The organism is Nautilia abyssi, from assembly GCF_055388085.1.
The window spans coordinates 289046-314066 of sequence record NZ_AP042376.1 but is presented as its reverse complement, the minus strand read 5'-3'; the positions used below and the strand labels follow the sequence as shown (position 1 = coordinate 314066).

Annotated in this window: 32 protein-coding genes, 2 tRNA genes and 1 other RNA gene; 13 read left to right on the top strand and 22 right to left on the bottom strand. The window is 35.0% G+C overall.

From position 1 onward, the window contains the following. Positions 1–10: 10 nt before the first annotated feature. The 3 genes from ACZ5EP_RS01585 to truA are packed head-to-tail and all read left to right on the top strand — an operon-like array spanning position 11 to position 2437. On the top strand, positions 11–757 hold the full coding sequence (locus ACZ5EP_RS01585) for a prepilin peptidase (RefSeq protein ID WP_464509164.1): 747 nt from the start codon (positions 11–13) through the stop codon (positions 755–757). Beyond that, the gene (locus tag ACZ5EP_RS01580) at positions 750–1721 is read left to right on the top strand and encodes an LptF/LptG family permease (RefSeq protein WP_464509163.1); all 972 of its coding nucleotides are present in this window, start codon (positions 750–752) and stop codon (positions 1719–1721) included. Before ACZ5EP_RS01585 ends, ACZ5EP_RS01580 begins: the two co-directional genes overlap by 8 nt. Before the next feature lie 44 nt (positions 1722–1765). Next, a complete protein-coding gene (truA, locus tag ACZ5EP_RS01575; RefSeq protein ID WP_464509162.1) occupies positions 1766–2437 on the top strand; it encodes a tRNA pseudouridine(38-40) synthase TruA in 672 nt (223 codons plus the stop codon). Here the strand turns inward: truA and ACZ5EP_RS01570 are convergent. The 3 genes from ACZ5EP_RS01570 to ACZ5EP_RS01560 all read right to left on the bottom strand — a co-directional run bounded on the left by ACZ5EP_RS01570 (position 2403) and on the right by ACZ5EP_RS01560 (position 3314). After that, complete coding sequence (locus tag ACZ5EP_RS01570; RefSeq protein WP_464509161.1) at positions 2403–3110, bottom strand: polysaccharide lyase family 7 protein; 708 nt, start codon at positions 3108–3110, stop codon at positions 2403–2405. The genes truA and ACZ5EP_RS01570 overlap by 35 nt on opposite strands. A gap of 43 nt (positions 3111–3153) precedes the next feature. Then, positions 3154–3230, bottom strand: a tRNA-Met gene (locus tag ACZ5EP_RS01565). 9 nt (positions 3231–3239) lie between these two features. Beyond that, a tRNA-Gln gene (locus ACZ5EP_RS01560) sits at positions 3240–3314 on the bottom strand. Between the two features lie 95 nt (positions 3315–3409). Here ACZ5EP_RS01560 and ACZ5EP_RS01555 point away from each other — a divergent pair. Together ACZ5EP_RS01555 and rnpB are read left to right on the top strand one after the other, a co-directional pair. Then, entirely contained in the window at positions 3410–3676 is a 267-nt protein-coding gene (locus tag ACZ5EP_RS01555) for a cupin domain-containing protein (RefSeq protein ID WP_464509160.1), read from the top strand. A 12-nt stretch (positions 3677–3688) separates the two neighbouring features. Next, positions 3689–4018, top strand: an RNA gene (gene rnpB / locus ACZ5EP_RS01550) — RNase P RNA component class A. On the opposite strand, the gene ACZ5EP_RS01545 is transcribed toward rnpB, so the two are convergent. Continuing rightward, positions 4012–4980: a tetratricopeptide repeat protein gene (locus ACZ5EP_RS01545; RefSeq protein WP_464509159.1), complete on the bottom strand. Its 969-nt coding sequence runs from the start codon at positions 4978–4980 to the stop codon at positions 4012–4014. The two genes, rnpB and ACZ5EP_RS01545, sit on opposite strands and share 7 nt — an antisense overlap. 47 nt (positions 4981–5027) lie before the next feature. On the opposite strand from ACZ5EP_RS01545, the gene dnaG reads away from it, so the two are divergent. Both dnaG and ACZ5EP_RS01535 read left to right on the top strand, forming a co-directional pair. Then, positions 5028–6650 (top strand): DNA primase, encoded by a 1623-nt coding sequence (gene dnaG / locus ACZ5EP_RS01540; protein ID WP_464509158.1) that lies wholly within the window; start codon positions 5028–5030, stop codon positions 6648–6650. Continuing rightward, a complete protein-coding gene (locus ACZ5EP_RS01535; RefSeq protein ID WP_464509157.1) occupies positions 6628–7587 on the top strand; it encodes an argininosuccinate synthase domain-containing protein in 960 nt (319 codons plus the stop codon). Before dnaG ends, ACZ5EP_RS01535 begins: the two co-directional genes overlap by 23 nt. Here ACZ5EP_RS01535 and mrdA read toward each other — a convergent pair whose 3' ends face one another. Genes mrdA through ACZ5EP_RS01480 form a run of 11 tightly spaced genes read right to left on the bottom strand, consistent with a single transcriptional unit; the run spans position 7588 to position 15534 of the window. Further along, positions 7588–9369, bottom strand: a complete 1782-nt coding sequence (mrdA, locus tag ACZ5EP_RS01530; protein WP_464509156.1) for a penicillin-binding protein 2 — start codon at positions 9367–9369, stop codon at positions 7588–7590. Then, complete coding sequence (locus ACZ5EP_RS01525; RefSeq protein WP_168175721.1) at positions 9348–9674, bottom strand: hypothetical protein; 327 nt, start codon at positions 9672–9674, stop codon at positions 9348–9350. The genes mrdA and ACZ5EP_RS01525 overlap by 22 nt, the downstream gene beginning before the upstream one ends. 59 nt (positions 9675–9733) lie before the next feature. Then, complete coding sequence (locus ACZ5EP_RS01520) at positions 9734–10198, bottom strand: N-acetyltransferase (RefSeq protein WP_464509155.1); 465 nt, start codon at positions 10196–10198, stop codon at positions 9734–9736. After that, positions 10191–10772: a ribosome biogenesis GTP-binding protein YihA/YsxC gene (yihA, locus tag ACZ5EP_RS01515; protein WP_127680944.1), complete on the bottom strand. Its 582-nt coding sequence runs from the start codon at positions 10770–10772 to the stop codon at positions 10191–10193. Before yihA ends, ACZ5EP_RS01520 begins: the two co-directional genes overlap by 8 nt. Continuing rightward, positions 10769–11224 (bottom strand): lipopolysaccharide transport periplasmic protein LptA, encoded by a 456-nt coding sequence (gene lptA / locus ACZ5EP_RS01510; protein ID WP_464509154.1) that lies wholly within the window; start codon positions 11222–11224, stop codon positions 10769–10771. Before lptA ends, yihA begins: the two co-directional genes overlap by 4 nt. Beyond that, the gene (locus ACZ5EP_RS01505) at positions 11221–11718 is read right to left on the bottom strand and encodes a hypothetical protein (RefSeq protein WP_464509153.1); all 498 of its coding nucleotides are present in this window, start codon (positions 11716–11718) and stop codon (positions 11221–11223) included. Before ACZ5EP_RS01505 ends, lptA begins: the two co-directional genes overlap by 4 nt. Next, positions 11712–12203: a KdsC family phosphatase gene (locus ACZ5EP_RS01500; RefSeq protein WP_127680950.1), complete on the bottom strand. Its 492-nt coding sequence runs from the start codon at positions 12201–12203 to the stop codon at positions 11712–11714. The genes ACZ5EP_RS01505 and ACZ5EP_RS01500 overlap by 7 nt, the downstream gene beginning before the upstream one ends. Next, positions 12200–12769, bottom strand: a complete 570-nt coding sequence (gene hisB, locus ACZ5EP_RS01495; RefSeq protein WP_127680952.1) for an imidazoleglycerol-phosphate dehydratase HisB — start codon at positions 12767–12769, stop codon at positions 12200–12202. The genes ACZ5EP_RS01500 and hisB overlap by 4 nt, the downstream gene beginning before the upstream one ends. Before the next feature lies 1 nt (position 12770). Beyond that, the gene (locus ACZ5EP_RS01490) at positions 12771–13454 is read right to left on the bottom strand and encodes a septal ring lytic transglycosylase RlpA family protein (protein WP_127680954.1); all 684 of its coding nucleotides are present in this window, start codon (positions 13452–13454) and stop codon (positions 12771–12773) included. Continuing rightward, positions 13451–14788, bottom strand: coding sequence for a lytic transglycosylase domain-containing protein (locus ACZ5EP_RS01485; RefSeq protein WP_464509152.1), 1338 nt, complete (start codon positions 14786–14788; stop codon positions 13451–13453). Before ACZ5EP_RS01485 ends, ACZ5EP_RS01490 begins: the two co-directional genes overlap by 4 nt. Continuing rightward, entirely contained in the window at positions 14785–15534 is a 750-nt protein-coding gene (locus ACZ5EP_RS01480) for a TatD family hydrolase (RefSeq protein ID WP_464509151.1), read from the bottom strand. The genes ACZ5EP_RS01485 and ACZ5EP_RS01480 overlap by 4 nt, the downstream gene beginning before the upstream one ends. A 106-nt stretch (positions 15535–15640) precedes the next feature. Between ACZ5EP_RS01480 and ACZ5EP_RS01475 the strand changes: the two genes are divergently transcribed. The 4 genes from ACZ5EP_RS01475 (at position 15641) to ACZ5EP_RS01460 (ending at position 18713) form a co-directional block, all read left to right on the top strand. Next, positions 15641–16954, top strand: a complete 1314-nt coding sequence (locus ACZ5EP_RS01475; protein WP_464509150.1) for a malic enzyme-like NAD(P)-binding protein — start codon at positions 15641–15643, stop codon at positions 16952–16954. 83 nt (positions 16955–17037) lie between these two features. Then, complete coding sequence (locus ACZ5EP_RS01470; RefSeq protein WP_464509149.1) at positions 17038–17334, top strand: DUF4282 domain-containing protein; 297 nt, start codon at positions 17038–17040, stop codon at positions 17332–17334. A gap of 78 nt (positions 17335–17412) precedes the next feature. After that, positions 17413–17925 carry a molybdopterin adenylyltransferase gene (mog, locus tag ACZ5EP_RS01465; protein WP_127680962.1) on the top strand — a complete coding sequence of 171 codons (513 nt, stop codon included), beginning with the start codon at positions 17413–17415 and terminating at the stop codon, positions 17923–17925. Beyond that, on the top strand, positions 17922–18713 hold the full coding sequence (locus ACZ5EP_RS01460; protein ID WP_464509148.1) for a hypothetical protein: 792 nt from the start codon (positions 17922–17924) through the stop codon (positions 18711–18713). Before mog ends, ACZ5EP_RS01460 begins: the two co-directional genes overlap by 4 nt. Here the strand turns inward: ACZ5EP_RS01460 and ACZ5EP_RS01455 are convergent. Both ACZ5EP_RS01455 and rpiB read right to left on the bottom strand, forming a co-directional pair. Continuing rightward, positions 18705–19037: a hypothetical protein gene (locus ACZ5EP_RS01455; protein WP_127680966.1), complete on the bottom strand. Its 333-nt coding sequence runs from the start codon at positions 19035–19037 to the stop codon at positions 18705–18707. The genes ACZ5EP_RS01460 and ACZ5EP_RS01455 overlap by 9 nt on opposite strands. Continuing rightward, the gene (gene rpiB, locus ACZ5EP_RS01450; RefSeq protein ID WP_464509147.1) at positions 19027–19455 is read right to left on the bottom strand and encodes a ribose 5-phosphate isomerase B; all 429 of its coding nucleotides are present in this window, start codon (positions 19453–19455) and stop codon (positions 19027–19029) included. Before rpiB ends, ACZ5EP_RS01455 begins: the two co-directional genes overlap by 11 nt. A 48-nt stretch (positions 19456–19503) precedes the next feature. On the opposite strand from rpiB, the gene ACZ5EP_RS01445 reads away from it, so the two are divergent. Both ACZ5EP_RS01445 and ACZ5EP_RS01440 read left to right on the top strand, forming a co-directional pair. Then, positions 19504–20283, top strand: a complete 780-nt coding sequence (locus ACZ5EP_RS01445) for a pyridoxine 5'-phosphate synthase (RefSeq protein WP_464509146.1) — start codon at positions 19504–19506, stop codon at positions 20281–20283. Positions 20284–20638: 355 nt separating this feature from the next. Beyond that, a complete protein-coding gene (locus tag ACZ5EP_RS01440) occupies positions 20639–20932 on the top strand; it encodes a hypothetical protein (RefSeq protein WP_464509145.1) in 294 nt (97 codons plus the stop codon). 22 nt (positions 20933–20954) lie between these two features. Here ACZ5EP_RS01440 and ACZ5EP_RS01435 read toward each other — a convergent pair whose 3' ends face one another. Genes ACZ5EP_RS01435 through ACZ5EP_RS01415 form a run of 5 tightly spaced genes read right to left on the bottom strand, consistent with a single transcriptional unit; the run spans position 20955 to position 25020 of the window. Further along, on the bottom strand, positions 20955–21581 hold the full coding sequence (locus ACZ5EP_RS01435; protein ID WP_464509144.1) for a HesA/MoeB/ThiF family protein: 627 nt from the start codon (positions 21579–21581) through the stop codon (positions 20955–20957). Next, on the bottom strand, positions 21574–22734 hold the full coding sequence (folP, locus tag ACZ5EP_RS01430) for a dihydropteroate synthase (protein WP_464509143.1): 1161 nt from the start codon (positions 22732–22734) through the stop codon (positions 21574–21576). Before folP ends, ACZ5EP_RS01435 begins: the two co-directional genes overlap by 8 nt. Then, entirely contained in the window at positions 22731–23282 is a 552-nt protein-coding gene (locus ACZ5EP_RS01425) for a DNA polymerase III subunit delta' (RefSeq protein WP_464509142.1), read from the bottom strand. The genes folP and ACZ5EP_RS01425 overlap by 4 nt, the downstream gene beginning before the upstream one ends. Then, positions 23279–23812 carry a HobA family DNA replication regulator gene (locus ACZ5EP_RS01420; RefSeq protein WP_127680980.1) on the bottom strand — a complete coding sequence of 178 codons (534 nt, stop codon included), beginning with the start codon at positions 23810–23812 and terminating at the stop codon, positions 23279–23281. The genes ACZ5EP_RS01425 and ACZ5EP_RS01420 overlap by 4 nt, the downstream gene beginning before the upstream one ends. Beyond that, positions 23812–25020 (bottom strand): aspartate kinase, encoded by a 1209-nt coding sequence (locus ACZ5EP_RS01415; protein WP_127680982.1) that lies wholly within the window; start codon positions 25018–25020, stop codon positions 23812–23814. Before ACZ5EP_RS01415 ends, ACZ5EP_RS01420 begins: the two co-directional genes overlap by 1 nt. Position 25021 lies beyond the last annotated feature (1 nt).

Here is a 25021-nt window from a genome sequence, read left to right as displayed (position 1 = left end):
GAGATGTAATATGGAGAATATTGAACTTTTATTTGTTTTTTTATTTGGACTTTGTATAGGAAGTTTTTTAAATGTAGTCATTTACAGACTGCCTAAACAAAAAAGCATAATATCGCCGCCTAGCAGCTGTCCGGCCTGCGGCACAAAAATAAAGCCTTGGCATAACATTCCAATAATTGGATGGCTTATATTAAAAGGCCGATGTGCTTCATGTGGAGCAAAAATTTCTGTGCGTTATCCTATTATAGAACTGCTGACAGGCATAATAGCCGTAATTGTTTATTACAAAACCGGTTTAAATATATTTTTTATTATTAATTTTGCCGTATTTTCAACTCTTTTGGCACTGAGTATGATAGATTTTGACTATAAAGCGGTACCCGATTCACTTAATCTGCTTGCATTAACACTAGCGTTTTTTAATTCAACCGATATTTTAAACAATTTCACAAACGCATTGATATTAATGGGAGGCATGAGTTTAATCAGATATTATGTGTCATATATTATAAAAAGAGAAGCAATGGGCGAGGGAGATATTATCGTAGCGGGAACTATGGGAGCGCTTTTGGGGGTAAAACTTGCCTTAATCGCTATTTTTATAGGTTCGGCGCTAGCTATACTGCCTTCAATTTACAACAGAATTAAAAACAATGATTTTGAACTGCCTTTTATACCTTTTTTGGCGTTAGGCACATTTATCGTCTGGATATTCAACGGATATTTTGAATTATTATGGAGCAACATATATGGATAGACTTTCAAAATATCTTATATCAGGCTTCTGGCCGATATTTTTAATGATATTTCTGATTCTGTTTTTAATTACGTCAATAGTTATTATCATATCCATAGCAAATATCACTTCAAACATTCACATAACGTTTGCGGAACTTTTTAAAATGTATATGCTTTCCCTTCCGAAAGTCCTGTTTATAGCATTATCTATTTCATTCTTTATTTCAATAGTTTCACTTTTTTCAAAACACAGCGAAACACAGGAGCTTGTAGCGCTATTTTCACTGGGAGTGAAGCCGTTTAAACTTTTAAAACCGTTTTTTTATTTTTCAGTTTTATTAACTGTAATAAATCTAATTATTCTCTTTGTTTCCATTCCTTATGCAAAAATAGCTTTTAAAAATTTCAAAGCACAAAAACAGCAAGAAGCAAGGTTTAACTTCCAGACATCTCAAATATCCCAAAAATTTGGAGAATGGAACATTTTCACAACATCAAAAAAAGCTAAAAAATACGAAAATCTTATTTTATACAATAATAAAAACAATCAGTTAATCCTTGCAAAATACGCCGATTTAAAAACTGACAAAGGCTACTTGACTTTTGAGCTTGAAAAAGGAAACGTTTATTCGTTTGATAAAAACGCAATAATAAATTTCGATACTATGTATATAAATAAAAAAATCCCTAAAAGCAACTATTCGATTTTCAGATTCTCCGAATATTTTCAAAAGTTTAAAAAACTTTTCGGATTCTATCTTCCTTTTGCACTGCTGCCTGTCAGTCTGATATTTTTTATTCCCCCTATTTCGTTTTTTCACTCCAGAATACACAAAAACAGGTCTCTGGTATTTGCCATTGCCCTGCTTGTAATATATTTAGTTGTTACGAAAACGACGTCATCGCTGTGGATAAATACACTCATCAGTATTCTGTTTTTTATTTCAGGTTATATCGCTTTTAAAAGGAAAACGCCATTTTAAAACTAAAAGCCGCTATCAGCTATGACGGAAGCAAATTTTACGGTATGCAAAAACAGCCTGACAAAATCACCGTTCAGGGAGAAATTGAAAATTCTCTACAAAAACTAAACATATCTTCAGCCGTAACACATGCAGGAAGGACTGACAGAGGAGTTCACGCCCTTAACCAGATAATTGCTTTCGACGCCCCAGACTTTTGGGAAATTAACAAACTTAAAAATTCTTTAAATAAAATCCTGCACCCATATATCCATATTAAAAAACTTGAATTTGCAAATGCCGGCTTTAATCCAAGATTTGACGCCAAAAAAAGAAGCTACAGATACATTTTATCACATGTTTACTCACCTCATACTTCAGATTACATAACTTATTATCCTCAAAAAATAGATATACCGCTTATAAAAAAGGCCCTTAAACGTTTTGAAGGAAAACACGATTTTGAGTATTTTGCCAAGACCGGAAGTGAAGTTAACTCATATATAAGAGAAATTTACAAAACGAAAATTTACAAATATAAATCATTTACTGTAATTAAAATAGCCGGAAACGGCTTTTTAAGAGGACAGATAAGACTTATTGTGGATTTTATACTGAAAATAAACGAAAACATTTTAACATTGGACGATTTAGACAAACAGCTTTCGAAAAAAGAGCTTATATCCAAGCATTTAGCACCGCCTAACGGGCTTTATCTTGAGAGAATATGGTATTAGTGTCAATTTCATAAAATTCGCTTATGCTGCAACCTTCGCACTGATTATATACCCCAAGTTTAAAATAGCTGTAATACTTTTCCCAGTAAAAAACGTCTTTCAGTACTTTTAATTTTTTTTGATAATAAATATTTAAAATATTTTTTTTGATTTCAACTTTTATATTTAAAGGATTATGTAAAACACCTAAATATATTTTTGAATAGCTGTTTTTATTTTTTATTACGGCCCATATTCCGTTTTTTATATTTTTGTATTTTTTAATCCAAACTATTCTTAAAAGAGGTTTATTAGGAGCTTTTGACTTTTTTGGATCAGCATGAATCTGTAAAAAAGTAAATTCCCTGTTACAGTTTACAGGATATACATTACACAATACATGTAAAAAAACACCGTTTTTGTTATCCGTTTTCCATTCTTTTCTAAAACGAAACTCGCTTCTTTTATGATTACCGCACACTTTAAACACTATTCTGTTTTTATCCAAAACAAAATATTTGTTATTGATACTGGGCTTGAATTTTCCGTAACCTATTGAATATTCAGGATTATATCTGCTTGTAGGAGCCTGCAGCTTTACGGACTGTTTCAGGAGATTTTTAAACGGATAGTTGCTTTGATAAGCATATATATTTAAAGTTAGCAGACTGGATAGAAAAGTTAAAAATATCATTATTGACTTTCTTTTAGTGACAGACACCATATTGATTAATTTTTGGTTGCGGGGGCAGGATTTGAACCTGCGACCTTCGGGTTATGAGCCCGACGAGCTACCAGGCTGCTCTACCCCGCGTCAAAAAAATGGCTGGGCTGGGAGGATTCGAACCTCCGAATGACGGAGTCAAAGTCCGCTGCCTTACCACTTGGCGACAGCCCATCGCTTGAGGTGTTGAAATTGTATAAAAATTATTTTTTAATGTCAAGAGTTTTGTCGTATTTTAGGTAAAATTTTAAAAATTTCAAGGAGATTTTATGGATATTGACAAAACAGTCGCCAACCTTGAAAAAGACGGTTACAAAAACATATTTATATGGTCTGATTCCAAAGGCACATATTACGACTGGCACTCTCATCCTTATGAAGAAATAAGAGTTATGTTAAAAGGCGAAATGACTATCAATACAAAAGAAAACTCATACCGCTTAAAAAAAGGAGATGTGTTAAAAGTACCTGCAGGAGAAATTCATGAAGCAAAAATTTTAGAAGACTGTGAATATATATGCGGCAGTAAATTTTGATATAATTATATATAGGTACACCGAGAGAGTGCTGGGAGACCAGAGGAAAGTCCGGGCTGCAGCAAGGCAGGGGTCAGTCTAACGGACTGCCGTCGCAAGACGAGGGAAAGTGCCACAGAAAACAAACCGCCGATGGGCGTTTTAGCCACAGGCAAGGGTGAAAAGGTGAGGTAAGAGCTCACCGGGAATATGGCAACATATTCCGTCATGGTAAACCCGCCCCGCAGCAAGAAGGGATGGTAAAGCCTTGCATCATTACCCTTCGCATGAGCGGCACCGTAAGGTGTGCGCCTAGATAAATACTCTCATAAACAGAACCCGGCTTACAGGTGTACCTAAAACTCTATATTTTTTAAATCCTGTTTTTCCACGATATTGAACATTAGTTTATGTTTAAAAAGTTTATGGCAGTTTGGACATCTCGTAGAATAAAGAGGAAATACTTTTTTGCAGTTTGAGCATACATATTCAAATTCCAAATCCGCAAAATCTTTTTTTACCTGTTTTAAAATTTCTATTTCAAAAGGTCCCTGCTTATTACATTTTTTAAGATGCTTTGCTGCTAAAACATTTGAAAATTTAGGAATATCCGGTATATCGTTTCTGTGCCAGTACAGATCAAGATATTCATAAACCTTATCTTCCGGAATTTCATTATACGCTTTTTCAGGCTCTTTATTAAACAGCGTTTTGAGATATTCTCTTTGTATAAAAGGATAGGTTTTATATATATCATCCAGACTTTTTATTTCTTTACAAAATTCAATATTGCACTTATCGTTTAAAGCAAGCTTTAAAAGAGCAAAAGCTTTTTCTTCGCTTAAAGAGACTTCAAGTTCCTCAAATATTTCAAGCACATTAATAATTTCATTAAGATTTCCAAGCTTCTCATCTATAAGCAGTAAAAGTTTGAGCGTTTCTATATCTCTCGGTTTTGTAGACAAAATCTGATATGCCGTTTTTTTGGCCTTTTCCAAAAAACCTGCTTTGTAATAAAGAGTGGCAATATGTCTTAATATTTCAGTACTGTTTATATTTTTACTTATCCAAAGATATATTTTTAGGGATTTTTCAAAATCGCCTTCTTTTTCATAAGCTTTTGCCAACAGATACAACGCATCTATTGATGCTTCGTCCAGTTTTAAGTTTTCTATTTTTATATATTCAAAATCTTTTAAAAACTCATTAAGCTTTTTTTCCCTGTAATATTCCCTCAATCTTCCCAGCGCCATTGTAATCAGTACGCTTAATAATACGATTACGAAAAACATAATAACGCTAAAAAGAGGATCTCTAAAATCCATAATGCTCCTTCGCACTGCTTTTAGTAAAATTTTACTATAATTTCATTATGATTAAACCAGAGTCAATTGAAAACCTAAAAAGTATCGTCGATATTGTTGATGTAGTAGGCAATTATGTCCAATTAAAAAAACAGGGAAGTAACTATACAGCCCTGTGCCCTTTTCACAGTGAAAAAACACCGAGTTTTATAGTAAGCCCGGCAAAACAGATATATCACTGTTTCGGATGCGGAGCCAGCGGAGACGCAATTAAATTCGTCATGGACATTGAAAAGCTCTCATACCCGGAAGCACTGGAAAAACTGGCAAGTATGTACAACTTCAAACTCGAATATTCCAAAAGCTCTTCTTTTGTCAGAACGGATGTACTTGAAAAAGTAAACTCTTTTTATATCCAGGAGCTCTATAAAAATAAAACTGCCTACGAATATCTCAAAACCAGAGGAATAAAAGATTCGACTATAGAAAAATTCGCACTCGGATACGCACCGGACAGCAAAAAGCAGTTCCAGTTTTTTAAAAATGCGAATTTAAATATAAAAGAATTAAAAGATTTAGGAGTTCTGTCCGAAAACGGGGAATATCCAAGGCTGATAGAAAGAATCACCTTCCCTATTTTTTCCCCAAGCGGTAAAATTATCGCAATGGGAGGCAGGACAATATCAAACCATCCTGCAAAATACATTAACTTTACAAATACGAAAATATTCAATAAATCAAAAACATTTTACGGTCTTAATTTTTCAAGAGAACACATTTTAAGAAAAAAACAGGCTATTATCGTAGAAGGATATATGGATGTAATAATGCTTCATCAGGCCGGATACAATACCGCAATAGCGACACTGGGTACCGCTCTTACGCAGGAGCATCTGCCGCAGCTTCAAAAGCTTTCTTCCAAAATACTTCTTTCTTACGACAATGACAATGCGGGAATTAACGCGGCTTTGAAAGCATCTAAACTCCTGTTTAAAAATTTTTTTGAAGGCGGAGTGATTCTTTTCCCTCAAGGACTGGATCCGGCGGATGTAGTTAAAAACGGAGACGATTTAAACATATATTTTGAAAAAGCCATACCGTTTTTGGACTTTATTATCAGTTATACAATACAGAAATACGATATAAAAAATCCGGTTCAAAAAAAGGCCGCCGTTGACGAGCTTAAAGAATACATTTTTACACTTCCTGAAATTATAAGGGAAAGTTTTATAATAAAAGCTTCCCAGTTTTTACAGATTAACCCAAAACTTTTAAGCGTAAGGTCTTCAGGCCAAAGCGTTTCTTCCCAGAACAAGAGGATAGAAGTAGCTGAAGCGTCTATTATCAAAACTCTTTACGAAAATCCTCATATAATGGATGAAATCGTTGAATATTTAAGCACAGACGTATTTAAAACACATCAAAAAGAATTAAAACTCGTCTACGAAGAAAAATTTGACGATCCGGAGCTTTTAGATATTGTGCTGCGTGAAGACATACTCTGCCTGGATATGGAAGCATTAAAAAAACAGATAATAAAACTGCTGATTCCGTACTATCAGAATAAAATTCTGAAATTAAAAACGTCAAACCTTCCAACAGATGAAAAAATGCATAAATTAAAAATACTAAACTATAAAGTTTTACAGTTAAAAAAAGGAGAATTAGTTGAAAGCGATAGCACTGTTTAGCGGGGGTTTGGACTCCGCACTGGCAATAAAACTCATACAAGACCAGAATATTGAAGTAGAAGGCGTATATATTGACGTAGGATTTGAAAGCAATAAAAACAAAATCAAAGACCTGCAGACACTTGCGGACGAACTCGGTATAAAACTGACAATACTGGACACTAAAGAAGATTATATTAAAAACATTCTTTTTAACCCTGTATACGGTTACGGTAAAAATATGAACCCGTGCATCGACTGCCATGCCAACATGATAAGAGTCGCTAAAGAATATATGCAAAAAACAGATGCCAAATTCATAATAAGCGGAGAAGTTGTGGGACAAAGGCCTATGAGCCAGAGACTCCCCGCAATGAACGCCGTAAACAAACTGGCCAACGCAGAAGGACTTGTCCTAAGACCTCTTAGCGCCAAGCTGCTTCCTCCAAGCGTTCCTGAAAAAGAAGGATGGGTTGATAGGGAGAAACTTTTGGCAATAAGCGGAAGAGACAGAAAAATTCAGCTCGAACTGGCAAAACAATACGGTCTGGAACATTTCGAAAGTCCTGCGGGAGGCTGCCTGCTTACCGACGTCAATTTTTCCAAAAGATTAAAGGATTTTTCAAAAACACTAAATTTAACACCTGATGAAATAGATGTTTTAAAAGTCGGAAGACACTTTAATATAGACGGATTTAAGGTTATTATCTCCAGAAAAGCGGAAGAAAATCCGGTACTTAAAAACTACAGCGGCTCTCTTTTCAAAAAAATGTACACAAAAGGATTTCCGGGTCCGGTAGGACTTATACAATATGATGCGCCGGAAAAAATTAAAAAAACTGCGGCGGATATGATGGTAAGTTATACCAGAGAAGAAAACGGGGATATCATTATAGGAGATGAAATATTTAAAGGTGTTAAAAAAGACAAACAGGAATTTGCTAAATATCTAATTTAATTATTTTATTTTAATAAATCCTTTATTTACCAAAAAGTCGTAAATTTTACTTACAATACCTCCAGCTGCGCTGCCCCCATGGCCTCCGTGTTCTATTAAAACAGTAACGACCACCTGAGGGTGTCTGTAAGGTCCGAATGTGGTAAGCCACGCATGTGAACGGTGAAAATAGGCAAGTTCGTCTTCTCTTTTTCTTCTTTTAACCTCCTGAGGTATAGAATACACCTGTGCCGTTCCCGTTTTACCTGCAATGGTTACCTTAGTTGTAATATGTCTAGTAGCAGTACCTCCGGGTGCGTTACAAACCGCCCACATTCCTCTTCTTACAAGTCCGAGATATCTTTTTTCTCTTTTCGTAAGCACATCTTTTAATACGGGTTTTGTTTTATTATTGTCTATATACTCTACAACAAAAGGTTTTGGAAGCTTTCCGCTTGCAATTAAAGCGGTATCAACCGCCACCTGTAAAGGCGTAGCCAGAAAATATCCCTGTCCGATAACCGCATTTAACGTTTCACCTATAAACCACGGCTGATGGTATTTTCTTATTTTCCACTCTTTATCCGGCACTATTCCGGCTTTTTCATTAGGCAGATCTATTCCAGTTTTATGACCGAATCCCATCTTTTTAAGATGGCTTGCCAGATAATTTATTCCAATTTTAAGACCAAGCTGATAATAGTATGTATCGACACTTCTTTTAATAGCCTTTACAAGATCCGTCATACCGTGTCCGCTCGGTTTCCAGTCCCTGAATTTTCTGTTTCCGATTTCTATATATCCGGGACAGTCTATTTTTTTCCAAGGATTCCATTTTCCGCTGGCCGCAGCAATCAGACCTTCGGCAGGCTTAACGGTAGAACCGGGAGGATAAAGACCGCTTACGGGCTTATTTAAAAGAGGATGGTATATATCATGCAGAAGTTTATGCCATGTTTTATAATCAATACCTTTTACAAACAGATTATTGTCATAACTTGGATAAGTAACAAGGGCAAGTATCTCCCCGTTTGTCCTCATCACTACCACCGCGCCTTTTTTATTCTGTTTTTTAAGCATATTATAAATCATGGACTGCAGCTGGGTGTCTATGCTTAATTTAAGAGAATGGGAAACAGGCTTTTTATAAGCAATTTCTTTTAATATTTCGTTTTTTGCATTTACTATCACCGTCTTTTCGCCAGGCGTTCCCTGCAGAATATTGTCATAATATTTTTCAATCCCTCTTTTACCCGAAATTTGTGTGAGCTCAATCGTTTTATTTCTTTGAAGGTCTTTAACAGTGGCTTTTGACACATATCCTAAAACATTGGAAAGCACGTCTTTATACGGATATTTTCTTAAATAGCTAGGTGTAATAATAATGTTGTCGTCCAGACTCAAAAACGGCTGCACTTTGTAAATTTTATCTTCACTGACATATTTTACCAATACTATAGGCTTATGATTATACGGAGAATTTTCTTTTTTGTAAATTTCAAGAAGCTTTGTTGCATTTATGTCATTTAGAGTTTTTTCAAGCTCGTTAATTGCATCATGAAGTTCTTTATCTTTCAAATGAGGCTTTAAAGCAATGTCAAACCTCAGCTCGTTATAAGCGATAGGTTTGCCGTTTCTATCGTATATAACACCTCTAACGGGAGGTATTAAAATCTCTTTTTCCCTGTTTTGCAAAGAAAGTTTATTGTATTTTTCATTTGATTTGATACTAAGGTCGTATACCCTGTATATCAGAAGCATATAAAATGCGAAAATTACACTTAATACGATTTTAGTTCGCATTTTAAAAGCCTTATTGCTATCAAATCAAACGCATAATTATAAATTAAGTAGATAAACAGCATTGAAGTTTCGATGTTCGCAAAGTTTCTTAAATATATTCCCAAAGCCAAATACACAATAAAAAGCGCAACGGCATCCTGATAATGAAAATCAACAATATCTTTCAGTCTTTCAAGCAAAACAAATTTTATAAACAGCATAAGCATACTGAAAAACAGCAGATTAAAATTATGAAAAAGTGAAAACAGAACAATAAACAAAAGAGCCATAAAAAAATTTTCACAAAACAGGAAAACTCCAAGCATTATTGGAAAAAACGGCGTAAAACTGCTGAAAAAATTTACAAAGTAAATTAACAGCAGTCTTACAAGTATTTTATCAGAGCCGTTTCGTTGCAGTTGGGGAAAAATTTGCATTTTATACAGTCCGCCCATATTTTTTTATCCGGAATAGCTTCTTTTTCAATTTCGATAAAACCGATTTTTTCAAAAAATTCCTTTTTATACGTCAAAACCAACACTTCTTTCAGTCCGATATTTTTTGCTTCTTCTAAAAGCCTGCTTACCAACAGCTTCCCTATCCCTTTTCCCTGATAATCCTTATCAACTCCTAAAGATCTGATTTCCCCTAAAAAAGGAGAAAAAATATGCAGCGCAGCAACAGCAACCGGCTTTTCTTTATCGTAAATCAACGTATAGGAACGTATATTGGTAGCGACTTCATCATCATCTCTTCTTAAAATAATACCTTCTTTTACATACGGTTCAAGTACGCTTTGTATATCTATTATTTCTCTTAATGTGGGTTTTTTAATTACTAAATCATTCATTTGATATATTACCCCACAGAATTTCGTTAATTTTGTTTTTAACTTTGTCAAAACCTCTTTTTTTCATGTTCGAAACAAACAGCGCGTCAGGATATTTCTGTCTCAGCTTTGCAAGTTCGCTCTGTTTTAATTTGTCTATTTTTGTAAAGACCGTCAAAAGCTGCTGATCTTTCCTTTTAAATGAATTTATATATTCATCCACATTATTGTCAATATCCAGATCCGGATGTCTGGCGTCTCTTAGATGTATAAAAAGCTTTATATTAAATCTGTTTTTTAAAAACTCATCAAGATTTCTGCCCCAGTCTTTCAGCATTGATTTGCTGACTTTTGCATATCCGAATCCGGGAAGATCAACCAAAACGTATTTTTTACCTTCGTCTTCCACTTCAAAAAAATTAATCAGTCTGGTTTTTCCCGGTGTTTGGGATGTTTTTGCTATTTTTTGATTGGTAAAAGCGTTTAAAAAGCTACTTTTACCCACATTACTTCGTCCAAGAAGAGCAACTTCCGTAAAATTCGGATCAATTGCTTCATTAATCGACGGTGCCGATGTTATAAATTTTACTTTCACTCATTAACCTTTATTATGATTTCTACCGGTTTTTTACCTCCGGTTACTTCTGCGTTTTTAGTAAATCTGTTAAGTACTATTCTGTTTCCTTTTACGCTTTCGTTTGTTTCAAGTTTAACTATTTTGGCATTGCCTGTTAATATTATATTTCCGTTGTGAAGCTGATATACAAGCTTGTCGCTTCTGCCTTTGTATGTTGAGTTTTTATCAAGTGCTATTACAAACCTGACATTTCCTATAGCGACAAATTTCTGAGGTTTTTTATTTTTATCAAAATAAACAATCATCTCCTCAGCCTGAATATTGTCTTTTCCTTTTGTGGCGTTAACGTCGCCTTTAAACACACTCTCTTTTTTTGCCATATCATAGTGGAAATATTTGCTTGTTACTTTCAGCTCCTCAGCACTTACAAAACTTATAACAAGTATCAACATTAAAAAAAGTTTTTTCATTTTTCAACCTTTAAATAATATATTATATTTTTGGCATACAGATTTTTTTTATCGTCCACCTTGAAACTTTTACCGTATCCTCTAAAATCTTTTGAATAAAGTTTAAATTTACCGCCGCTTAAAAGTTTCGTTATTTTATTATAATAAGCTAAATTTGTAATTAATTCTATATCTTTGTTTTTATACCAGACATTATATCCGGTAACCAAATCGTCTTCGAATACCGTTTTGTCCGCTTTATAGTCTTCTAATTTTACTAAATCTTTAACATTTAAATCATACGCAATGTAATTTTTTTTGTACATATCAAGTTTTTTAAAACTGCCTTCTTTTTGAAGTTCACCATTATATATATAAAACTTCCCTTTATTAAACTCGACATCCGGAAGCTTTGCAGAGGCTTTAACCGTATGAGTGGTTTTATACTCTCCCATTAATAACGGATACAGCATAATTCCAAATACCAATACGGCAAAAGAAACTGCTTTTACCATAACGCCAAAAACTTATCGTAAAGTTTTTCTTCTTTTAACAAAAACTCTATCATTTCGGCAACAGCTCCTTCTCCTCCGTTTTTTTTCAGAGGATAATTTACAAAATCGTAAATATACGGATTAGAATCATAAGGCGCAAATGATTTTTTAACGAGTCTAAGCATTGAGAGATCATTCATATCATCCCCAATAACGGCTACTTCCGAATATGAAATCCCCATTTCTTCAACTATTGAATCCAGAACTTCTTTTTTATTTCTTACACCCTGTTTTACGTATGTAATATCAAGCTCTTTCGCTCTTCTGTCAACTATATTCGAAACCCTTCCGGTGATAATAGCGCTTTTTTTACCAAGCCGATTCCAGCTTTTAATCATAAGTCCGTCTTTTATATTAAACGCTTTTACTTCGTCTCCGCTGTTTGAATAGTATATTTTACCGTCTGTAAGAGTTCCGTCAACGTCTATTACGATAAGCTCTATCATAATACGCCTTTTGTTGAAGGAATCCCGCTTTTTCTATAAGCAAGCGCTCTTCTAAGAGCCACGGCAAACGCTTTAAACGCGCTTTCAATAATATGATGTTTGTTTGTGCCTCTTTTATATATAATATGTGCAGCTATTTTAAAGTTAAATACAAGAGATTTAAAAAATTCTTCAACAAGTTCCAAATCAAAGTCCTTAATAGCGCCTTCCCTTGGCATTTCATATACAAGATACGCTCTGCCTCCTATATCCATATCCACTTCAACGGCCGCTTCATCCAAAACTGCCACCGCATTAGAGTATCTTTCTATATTTTCAATAGGATACACTTCTTTAAACAGCGCTTCTCCTATTACGATACCCACATCCTCAACCGTATGATGGTAATCTACATATATATCTCCGTCACAAAACACTTCCAAATCCATACCGCTGTGTTTTGCCAAAGCTTCAAGCATGTGGTCGAAAAACCCTACGCCTGTTGAAATATTTGATTTTCCGCTTCCGTTAATTTCAAGTTTTACTTCTATTTTAGTTTCTTTTGTTTCTCTTTTTATTTCCGTCATATTATTCTCCTACGATAAATCCGTTTAATTTATGAGACAGTTTAAATCTCTTAGCTTCCGAATATGTTTTAAATCCTACTATAAATACTTTATAAAAATCGCCTTTTTTTAAGACACTCGTATTATATCCTAACTCCCTGTATTTTTGAGCCGTATATTCCGCTCCGCCTTTATGTAAAAACGCTCCAACCTGAATCATATATCCGTTTACGTAATTTTTACCTTTAAATCCTATAACGGTTATCCTGACAGGTGCAGTTCCGGTTCTGTCCACACCTATCTGTTTCGCCGCGACATAACTCAAATCTATAATTCTCCCTTTTACAAACGGCCCTCTGTCGTTTATTCTTACAATCACGCTTTTGCCGTTGTTAAGATTGGTAACCTTTACCATAGTATCCATCGGAAGCGTTTTATGTGCGGCCGTAAAAGCGTACATATTGTATATTTCGCCATTACTGGTATATTTCCCGTGAAAATTAGGCCCGTACCAGCTGGCAATTCCGGTCTGAGTCCAGCCTATTGGCACCGTTTTTTTAGGATAGTATACGTTGCCGTTTACACTGTAAACTTTTTGTGTGCCTTTTTTTACTCCTGGCGTGCTGTATACTTCGGTTACGTATCTTTCTGTACATCCCGTAAATAACACTAAAGTTGCAGCCGTTAATAAAAGCGTTTTTTTCATCTCAGTCCTTGTGGTACTTTTAATATCTGTCCTACTCTGATTGTTGTGCTTTTAAGTTCGTTAACCCTTATTATTTTTTTATAATCGATTCCGAATTCCCTTGCTATTTTTCTAAGTGAATCGCCTCTTTTTACTTTGTATTTTACATAAATATTATTTAACGGAATAACAAGCCTCTGACCGATATGCAAAAATCGTCCGAGTCTGTTAAAATCTTTAATAAATCTTACTTTAGTATCAAATCTTCTTGCAATTTTAATTAAAGTATCTCCCTTTTTAACCCTGTAAACCATAAAATAGTGTTTAGGATGAAATTTAAGTTTAAACATGGCCAGTTTTTTATACGGAATATAAATATAATATTTATAAGGCGGAGTAAACGAATAATTCAGATGTTCGTTATATTTTCTTATTTCCCTGTAAGGCACGTTTAATATTTTACTAACATAATAAAGTGACGTACCCGCCGGCACTTCAACCCTTTTCAAGTCTGAAACCACTCCGCTGTTTAGAAGATACGCATTCGTATACTGTATAAAGTCGTCACTGTTAAACAAAAACGACATAGCTATGATTTTTAAAATATACTTCCTCGTTTCCCTAGGAAGATACTGCCTTTTTAAACCTTTTTGATATCTTAAAAGATCATTCAGACTGATATGTATATAACTAAGCTTTTTATAAAGTTCATAAAGTTTTCCGAAAGCATATCTGCCTCTTCGTTGATAATCCCTGATGATCTGTCTGTATTTTCTAATAGTTTTATCATGTCTGCATTTTTTCCCGAGTTTTAAACAGAGTTTATCTACTTTTGCTCTTACGACCGCCTCGACAACCCTCGCTTCTCCCGCATTGTAAGCCATTATCGCAAGATACCATTTTCCGAAAAAATGGTGAAGATAACTCAGATATTCTACGGCTGCTTCAGTCGATTTGACCGGATCTTTTCTTTCGTCGACATATTCGTCAATTTTAAGACCGTATCTTTTTGCAGTCTGGGGCATAAACTGCCACAAACCTATAGCTTTTTTATCCGACCTTGCAGATGTAGTTAAATAACTTTCCGCCATTGCTACCGATATAAGCTCTTTTGGGAGGTTGTTTTTAATAATAGACTGTTTAATTAAAGGCAGATAATCGTAACCGTTTTGAAGAACGTTTAAAAAATACTCTTTTTTCTTTTTTGCATACTCTTTGTAAAGCCTCTGCAGGCTTCTGTTCTCGACAAATTCATCATTTATGTTTAACGCATTAAGCACCTGTATGTTTTTATTCGTAACAACATCGGCCGTTAAATAAAGAGACAGCATTAAAAATAAAATAATCTTTTTCATATATTAAAAAGTTCCTTTGCGTTTTTTGTTGTTATTTCTTCAACCTCTTCAGGTTCAACATCCCAAAGTTCGGCAATTTTGTCTCGTACATAAACCGTATACGCAGGCTCGTTTCTTTTTCCTCTGAAAGGATGCGGAGTAAGATAAGGCGCATCCGTTTCTATAACCACCCTGTCTTTAGGAATTTTAGGAAACACGTTTATGAGTTTTTTGGCGTTTTTGAATGTTATAACACCGCCTATTCCGTAATAAAACCTGTCTTTAAGCTTCAAAAGCTGCTCCGCAGCGTTGTAACAGTGAAGCACTCCTTTGATTTGAGGATGTTCTTCCAATACTTTAAGACTGTCTTCAGTGGCTTCCCTTATATGAACTATTATAGGTTTATTATACTCTTTGGCAATTTCTATCTGTCTGTGAAACATCTCTATCTGTTTTTTTCTTTGTTCCTCTTCTTTTACCCAGTGATAATCAAGCCCTATTTCACCAACCGCTACACATTTGGGATGGTTTATAAAACAGGTGATAAGTTTCTCATCATATTTATCTATATCAACAGGATGAAATCCTACCGCAAAATATATTTCATCATATTTGTCTGCAAGCTCTATCGCTCTTGGCAGATCAGCCGGATCGGCGGCAGGAATTATAAACTTTTTTACGCCGTTTTCCTCCGCTCTTTTGATTACTTCATCGACATCATCCATAAATTTGGCATTATCAAGATGTGTATGCGTATCTATTATCATTTTTTTCCTTTACGATTTGTAACACTTGCCGTTTAATAAAATATAAAAATTGTAAATATTTGTAACTTTTGAATATAATTGTAACAAAAATATAAAAGGAGACGAAATGTCAAAACCAGTATTCACTAAAGAAGAGGCATTAGAATACCACGCCAAACCTGTCCCTGGTAAAATTGCAATCGAAGTCACAAAACCGGTAAGGGACTCAAAAGACTTATCAATCGCATATTCACCTGGAGTTGCAATTCCGTGTCTTGAAATAGACAAAGACGAAAACCTTGCATATGAATATACAAACAAAGCAAACCTTGTAGCCGTTGTTTCAGATTCGACTGCGGTATTAGGACTTGGTACTCTTAAACCTGTAGCAGGTAAACCTGTTATGGAAGGTAAATCAGTATTATTCAAAAAATTCGCATATATTGACGCATTCGATATTGAATTAAAAGTTCACGAAACTGAAGAAATCGTAAAAGTAGTAGAAGCTATTTCACCTACATTCGGAGGTATCAACCTAGAAGACATCAAAGCTCCAAAATGTTTCGATATTGAAAAAGAATCTCAGGCAAGATGCGATATTCCTGTATTCCACGACGATCAGCACGGTACTGCAATTATTTCTGCAGCAGCGCTTCTAAACGGATGCGAACTTACAGGTAAAAAATTCGAAGACATCAGAATCGTTATTTTAGGTGCGGGTGCAGCCGGTCTGGCAGCAGCAGAAATGTACAAAGCAATGGGAGCTAAAAACATCGTTTTAGTTGACTCAAGAGGTGCGGTAACTACAAGAAGAGACGATCTGAATAAATATAAACAGCCTTGGGCGGTTGACGAAGACATCGAAACTTTAGCTGACGCACTTAAAGGCGCTGACGCTGTTATCGGTAACTCAGTGGCTGACTGTATTACTCAGGACATGGTTAAAACACTTGCACCAAACGCAATGTTATTCGTAATGGCAAACCCTGATCCGGAAATCAAACCTGAACTTGCTTTAGAAGTAAGAGACGACTTAATTATCGCGACAGGTAGAAGCGATTACCCTAACCAGGTTAACAACGTACTTGGATTCCCTTTCATCTTCAGAGGAGCTCTTGATACTCACGCAAGCGCAGTAAACATGGAAATGAAAATTGCAGCATGTCATGCATTAGCAGACCTGGCTAAAAAACCTGTTCCTAAATACGTAAAAGACGCTTACGGTGGAGCTGATTTAACATTCGGAAAAGAATACATCCTTCCAAAACCTTTTGACAGAAGAGTATTCGTTGACGAATCTGCAGCAGTTGCAAGAGCGGCTCTTGAAACAGGAGTTGCAAGAATCAAAGTTGACGACATTGATAAATGGGTTGAAGGTTACAGACAGCACCTTATTAAAATGCTTAAAGAAAAAGAAGGCATCGATTACGACGCTGAATAATCTTCTTTTTCTCTTTCCTCATTAAACTTCCATATTTTATGTTACACTTTCATCCTTGCTAATTAAAGGGGAAAGGATGAAAAATGAATATCAAAGACTTTTTTTTCTTTAACAGATTTATAACGCCTACTGCGATTACAGTTATTTACTGGCTTATGCTTTTAGGTGTTTTTATCGGCGGTATAGCTGAAATGTTTGGGGGTTACTACGGTTTCACGTTCCAAAGTTTTGTAAGCGGACTGCTTATTATCGTTATAGGAGCGGTTACTGTAAGAATATATCTTGAAATTATCATGGTAATATTCAAAATCAACTCAAATCTTGAAACTATTGCAAAAAACTCTGTTAAAGAGACTGCGGACAAAGAAGGTGAGGAATAATTCCTCACTTTTCAATAACAAGTGACAGACACAAAATTATTCAACAATATATTATATAATTACAAAAAAAGGATTTGTATGTTAAAAATCGCAATTATTACAATGAGCGACAGGGCAAGTGCCGGAATATATGAAGATAAAAGCGGAAAAGAAATTGAAAACTTTTTAAAAGAAAACATAACAAACGAATTCGAAACAGTTTATAAACTTATACCCGACGATTATGAAACGATTGTAAAAACATTAAAAGAAGCGGTAGAAGAGAAATGTTCATTAATTCTCACGACCGGAGGCACCGGTCCTGCACCAAGAGACGTAACTCCGGAAGCGACCAAAGAAGTTCTAGAAAAAGAGCTTCCGGGTTTCGGAGAGCTTATGAGAATGCATTCTTTAAAATATGTTCCGACTTCCATACTCGCAAGAGGTACAGCGGGAGTTGTTAAAAACAGCTTTATTTTAAACCTCCCGGGTTCTCCCAAAGCAATAAGAGAAAACCTTGAAGCCGTATGGCCCGCAATTCCTTACGCAATAGACCTGATCGGCGGAGATTATATAGAAAGTCCGACAGCTTTTAGGCCTAAGAAAAAATGAATGAGCTGCTGCAAAAAATAAACAAACAGGCTCTATTTCTTTCTCTTTTAGCCATACTGACAGTTATAAGTGTTCCTCTATACGACAAAATCACAAACAGTTATCTAAATTCATCTCTTAAACAGTCGGCTGTAACATATGCTGTTACAAGAAGCATAAACGCAGCCGTTTCCATTATTCAGGAAAGCTCGGTAACGGTCGGAGTCGGAATCGAAGGCAATCTGGCATTAGGACAGGCGCTTGATCCTATCAACGATGCCACTGAGAGATTTTCCGATTTGTTAACCCTTTCTCTTTGGGCGCTGGGAAGTGAAAAAATAATATACGAACTTTCAAAACTTCCGGTATTTACGTTAATAATTATTATTTTAGCGCTTCTTAACCTGTTTTATAAATCTAAAATTCTTAAAAATACTCTAATTGTTTTTATTTTAATTAGACTGTTTTTGCCGTTTAGCGCAGTTATATCTTCTTATTTTGACAAATATTATTTCGAACCTAATATCACAAAAAACATACAGACGCTTAAACCTTATACAAAAAAAATAGAACCTCAAAATATACAGTCCCAAAACAGTATATGGGATAAAATATCAAATACTATAAACGATACAAAGAATTCACTTAAAGAAATACAGGAGAGTGCGCATTTTTATATAGCTCATACGCAGGAGATTATAAATGCAATGCTTAATCTTGCCTCATTATATTTAGCCAAACTGCTCTTAAACGTAATATTGCTTCCGCTTTTATTGATATACCTGATAAAAAATATGAAATTAGAGTAAAGCTTCGATTTTATTTTCAAGCTCTCTGATTTTACGTTTAAGCTGCTCGTTTTCCGTTCTCATTTGAGCGTTTCTGCTTTTTACCGATTTTAAATCGTTTTTAAGTTTAGTAACCTCATCATCCAAAAGTTCTAAGTTTCCTAAAGATCTCTGAAGCTGAATCTGGTACTTTTTAATTAATATTTCCGCGTCAATTAAATTACTTTTTAATTGTTTACGTCTTTCTTCCGACTTTTCATACAAATGTTTGTAATAAAACATTCTAAAAGTCAAAAAAAGAATAACAACGATAACCGTTGTTAAAAAAATCCAGTTAAATATCAATTTTTTTGACCCTCCTCTCGTGTCTTCCGCCTTCAAACTCGTTTTCAATCCATGCGTCAAGAATAGACTCTACTACTCCGAGTCCTACAATTCTTGCACCGAAACATAAAACGTTTGCATTATTATGTCTTCTGGCCATTGCAGCTGTATAATAATCATGGCAAAGAGCCGCTCTTATACCTTTATGTTTGTTTGCAGCAAGACTCATTCCAATTCCGCTTCCGCAGATTAAAATCCCCATTGTTCCGGGATTAGCCAAAACAGCTTCGGCTACTTTATGAGCAAAATCCGGATAATCCACGCTTTCGGTAGAATATGTTCCTAAATCTTCTACCTCTATACCTTTTTTTTCCAAATATTCTATTACAAAAGGCTTAATTTCAAATCCGGCATGGTCGGTTCCGATATAATACTTCATTTAATTCCTTTTTGATAAAATTATAACAAAATTTAAAAAAGGATATTTATGAAACTCGGAATCAATATCGACCATATCGCCACTCTCAGAAACGCCCGCAAAATTAACGAACCCGATCCTTTAATGGCTCTGCACATTTTAAAAGAAGCAGGAGCAGACCAGGTAACTATCCATTTAAGGGAAGACAGAAGACACATTACCGATTTTGACGCAAAAAGAATATGCGAAAACAGCTTCCTACCGGTAAATATGGAATGTTCTATCAATCCCGAAATCATAGATATTATCTGCACTTTAAAACCGCACCGCGCCACACTCGTACCTGAAAAAAGAGAAGAAGTTACAACCGAAGGCGGACTTGACGTAATTAAATTTGAAAAAGAAATTAAAAACGCAATCGATAAATTACATGCAAACGATATTGAAGTATCGCTGTTTATAGATCCGGATTTTGAACAGATAAAAAAATCAGCCGAAATCGGTGCTGAAATGATAGAACTTCATACGGGCAAATACGCAAACATGCATTTGGCGTTAAATACCAACATAAACCATACCACTTTTAATGTTTTTGAAAATATGGATAGAAAAACACTGAAAAAAGAACTTGAACTTGAATTAAAACTGCTTAAAGACGCAACAATACTCGGAAACGAACTTGAGCTTGAAGTAGCGGCGGGACACGGGCTTAATTACCAAAACGTAAAACCGATAGCTGATATAAAAGGGATCGTTGAACTTAATATAGGTCACAGTATCATTGCAAATTCCGTATTCTTAGGACTTAAACAGGCAATTATTCAAATGAGGGAATTAATTAATGAATAATATTGAAATCAGCGCAATACAAATTGTACTGTTTCTCTTTTTTTCTGCATTGTTCGACCCGTTGATAGGACGAAAAATAGGAGAATGGTTTTAATTAAATAAACACTCTATTCTTCTCTTTGCCTAAAGTCTCTTCTAAAAAACTCTCTTTATTTCTTAGTTTGACAATTGTAATAAAATCTAATTCCTGATCAATATCACTCTTTAATTTTGAAGTTTAATTAATTTAACCGAAACAACTGACGTATTGAAACTTTTTAGACAAATTGGATATAATTGATATTATTAAAAGAAATTGAAATCCAGAAAAAAAGGATAAAAAACGCCGTAAAAAAACTTGTGGGAGAGCCTTAATATGAAATTTTTAACCGAAGAAGATAAAAAAGAGCTTGAAACGATGTTTAAAGAAACACTGTATCAAAAACTTGCAAAGCCTAAAAACCCTGAAGGGTTGCATTCGCTGGATGTAATTATGAAAGATGTAATTGACGGACTTGACGTTGATATAGATAAAATAATAGCTAATGACAAAAAATATATATTTGAGTTGTCTTCAAAACTTAACAGCATGCTGCTTGAACAAATAAGCAAAGCGGATAATCTTTCTGAAGTTCTGGAAGAAAAAGAAACTAAAAACAAAAAAACTTAAAATTGTTACTGGTATCAAGTTTTTAAAATCTAAATTTCTTAATCTCCAAATCTTCCCTGAAATCAATATAATATAATATTTCATCCTGTTGATCTATAAGTGTTTTTAGTCCGAGCATTGAAGACAATGATCCAATTAGGTTAACCATAGGAGGAAGCTGTCCTTTTACATTATGCTCTTTTGTAGCGAAAATTTCAAAAGAAGTGGTTTTAAACACACCTACCTGTCCGTGCCATTCTTCCACACTTGCATATATCCAGGGAATATTTCTTTTTTTAGAAAAAAGATCTATTTTTTTTCTGACTTCAAAATTATCCGTTGCGTCAAATACAATATCAACGCTCAAATCCATATTTTCATCAAAATATCCGTGTATAACTTCCACTTCGGTGCCGCATCTGCCGATTCTTTCGGCAAGGACATCAGCCTTTTTCTTTCCTACATCGTCTTTTGTAAACTGAAACTGTCTGTGAATATTATGAATTTCGATTTCATCATAATCTACGAGATATATCTTTTCAAGTCCTATACATCCGAGCGTTGTAGCGATAATGTTTCCGAGTCCGCCGCATCCTACAATAAGCACTTTTTTTTGGGAAAGTAAAAGCTGATTGTTTTCGCCGAGTACTTCTATCTGTCTTCTATACATCAAAACCCCTGATTGCTTCATATACTTTTAAAGCCTGCAAATGCTCTTTTACGTCATGGCATCTGACTATGCTGGCACCGTTTCTGACAGCTTCTGTATGAATAATTAAAGTTCCCGGAAGCCTGTCGGCCGGAACGGTAGAAACGCCCTCTTTTTGCATGATCATATCAATCATACTCTTTCTGCTAGCACCTATTAAAAGTTCATACCCGAAATGGAGAAAATGTTCCATATGTTTAATCAAAGCCAGGTTGTCTTCAAGCCTTTTGCCAAACCCTATTCCGACATCCAGTATAATATCTTTAATTCCGAAACTTTTTGCTTTTTCAATTCTTTCAGTGAAAAATTCGTCAACTTCCAAAATAACGTTTTCATAATAGGGATTGTCCTGCATATTGGCCGGAATACCTTTTTTATGCATAATTACCACTGCTGCATCATATTTAGCCGTTACTTTTGCATATTCGTCGCTTTCAAGTCCGGTTATATCGTTTGCTATTTTAAATCCTCTTTCAAGCGCATATTCCAAAACATCCGCTTCAAAAGTATCAATGCTGAAAACCGCTTTTTCATACAGTTTTGATTTATATATTTCATCGATTATCGGTTTTACTCTTTTTAATTCTTCCTCTACACCCGGATATACGCTTCCGGGTCTGCTTGAGACACCTCCAATATCTATAATTTCAGCACCTTTTTGAATCATTCTCTCAATCTGTTTTACGGCCTGCGTACCCTGAAATCTGCTGCCTTCAAAAAAAGAATCGTCGTTTGCGTTTACCACACCCATAATTTTTACCGGAAAACTCGGAAGATTAATAAACTCTTTTAATTTTTTGGCAAGCTCTTTTAATTTAAAAGGCTGTGCAAGCTCTTTTTTAGCAAGGATTTCCAGCTGTTTTTTATTACACATCAAAACAGCGTCGAATTTATCGCTTTTACAGTTAGGCACACCCATAGGAACCGCTAGCTCCGCCCCTATGCTTAAAGCATCCTGTTTTAAAATATTAGCGGCTCCGCAGCTTATGTCTTTGATAAAAAAAAGATTTTCGCATTTTTTCTTTTTCATAATTTCTATTCCGGGTTTATCTACGCCTATTTTTTTTAATAAATTTCCCAGATCGGTATCTCTGTTTAATTTATATATTTTCAAAACCTCTCCTTGATACTGAGCATTATCAATGATATAACCGCCTGTTTGTCAATATTCAATTCAAGCATTTTTATCGCATTGCCTAGTATTTCCATCTGCTCTTCGTTTAGATTTTTTTCTTTTATTATTTTATAAATTAAAGCTTTAATTTCAGACACATCCAAATCGCTTTTTAAAATTTCCAAAATTTTATCGTTAGTTATCGTTGAAATATCTATATCTGAATCTAATACGGTGTTATAAATTCTTTTTTCCATTACAAGACGGGATTTTATAGTATCTAAAAGAGCGTATTTCGACTTTGCCAGCAGTATAAATTCTATATTTTTAGGAGGTTCTTCAAGAAGTTTAAGAAGTGCGTTTTGAGATACGGAAGAATATTTTTCAGCCGCAATTAAAATAGTTTTTTTATTTCTGCTGGCAATATAAGCAAAATCCCTTATTTTCGCTATGTCTTCAACTTTCAGTTCATTTACTATTACAGTTTCGTCAGGCTTTATCTCTTCTACTGCTTTTTCAAAATCATCCGTTATGATAATTTTGCTCAAACTTCAACCTCTCCGAAAATAGCGGCTTTTAGTGTTTCATTCAGTATATCGGCCAGATCAAGCAGCTTTTTATCAAGATTTTCGTCAAGAGATTTTAAAAAGAAATTTTTATGCAGATCCATATCCATAATCCAGAAAAACGAATCCGGTTTGTTTCTTGCAAATCTGAGTTTCGGCGTTTCAACACCTATATACCAGAAAATATAATTGTCGTTAAAACTGATAGAGAGCATATCCTCAATCATTTCGTAATGCTCGTCCGTCCTGGCGTGTTCGAGCTGAGGAACAAGCTTTTGAAGATCGTAAATAGGAATAAACGACGGTTTGAAATCCTGAAAATTATTAATTTTGTTAATAAGATAATCACTAAACCATTTGCGCTTATAATCCGTTATTAAAAGTACGCTTTTACCTTCAATTACGTTTGAAATAAAATCGGAAACAAGAGGCACCCACTCAAGCCTCTTTTCTTCCATCCATTTGATGTTTTTATCTCTTATAAGCTTTAAGGTGTAATGATTTATATCCATTATTTATCCAGTTGATAGGCTGAATGCAGCGCTCTGACTGCCAATTCTCCGTATTTTTCATCTATAATCATTGAAATTTTAATTTCGCTTGTACTGATCATAAGTATATTTATGTTTTCATCTGCCAGTGTTTTAAATGCCGTAGCCGCAACGCCGCTGTGTGATTTCATTCCTACTCCCACAACGCTGACTTTGGCAATTGAATCGTCATATTCGATTGATTCTGATTTGTTTTCGTATTCTTTAAGAACTTCTTTTGTCAGTTCAAGTTCTGTCTGAGGTACTGTGAAAGTAAGGTTGGCTTTATTGTCTTTTCCCACATTTTGAACTATCATATCGACGTTGATGTTTTTATTCGCAAGTTTTCCGAAAATTTCCGCACTTATTCCCGGTCTGTCTTCAACTCCGAAAATACTGACTCTCGCCTGGTTTTTATCAAGGGCTATACCGCTAACTAAAACTTTCTCCATATCAGGTGTCTCCTTTGTAATTAATGTTCCTTTTATTTCTGGTTTAAATGATGATTTAACTTCTATATCCACATTAAGTTTTTTAGCAAGCTCAACGGATCTGCTTTGCATTACTTTCGCTCCTAAAGAAGCAAGCTCAAGCATTTCATCATATGTAATCATGTCTATTTTTTTTGCTTTAGGCTCTATTCTAGGATCGGTAGTGTATATTCCGTCAACATCGGTATATATTTCACATTTATCCGCATTGAGCGCTCCAGCGATAGCAACAGCCGTCAAATCGCTTCCGCCTCTTCCGAGTGTGGTAACATCGCCGTTTTCGTTAATACCCTGAAAACCGGCAATTATTACTATTTTACCTTCTTCAAGGTGTTTTTGCATTTTGCTCGGATCAATATCCATAATTCTGGCTTTTGTATGATCGCTTGTTGTTTTAATCCCCGCCTGTCTTCCGGTTAAAGCGATTGCGTCTCTTCCCATAGCCTGAAGGGCAATACTTAAAAGAGCGCTTGTAACTCTTTCACCGCTGCTGACCAGAAGGTCTACTTCTCTTTGGGGAGGAGTTTTGCTGAAATGATTGGCAAAATCCAATAATTTATTAGTTTCTCCCGCCATTGCGGAAACTACTACAACTACCTGGTTTCCTTCGTCAGCATATTTTTTTACTATATTTGCAACATTTTGTATTCTGTCTAAATCACCGACACTTGTACCGCCAAACTTCTGAACTACTAACATT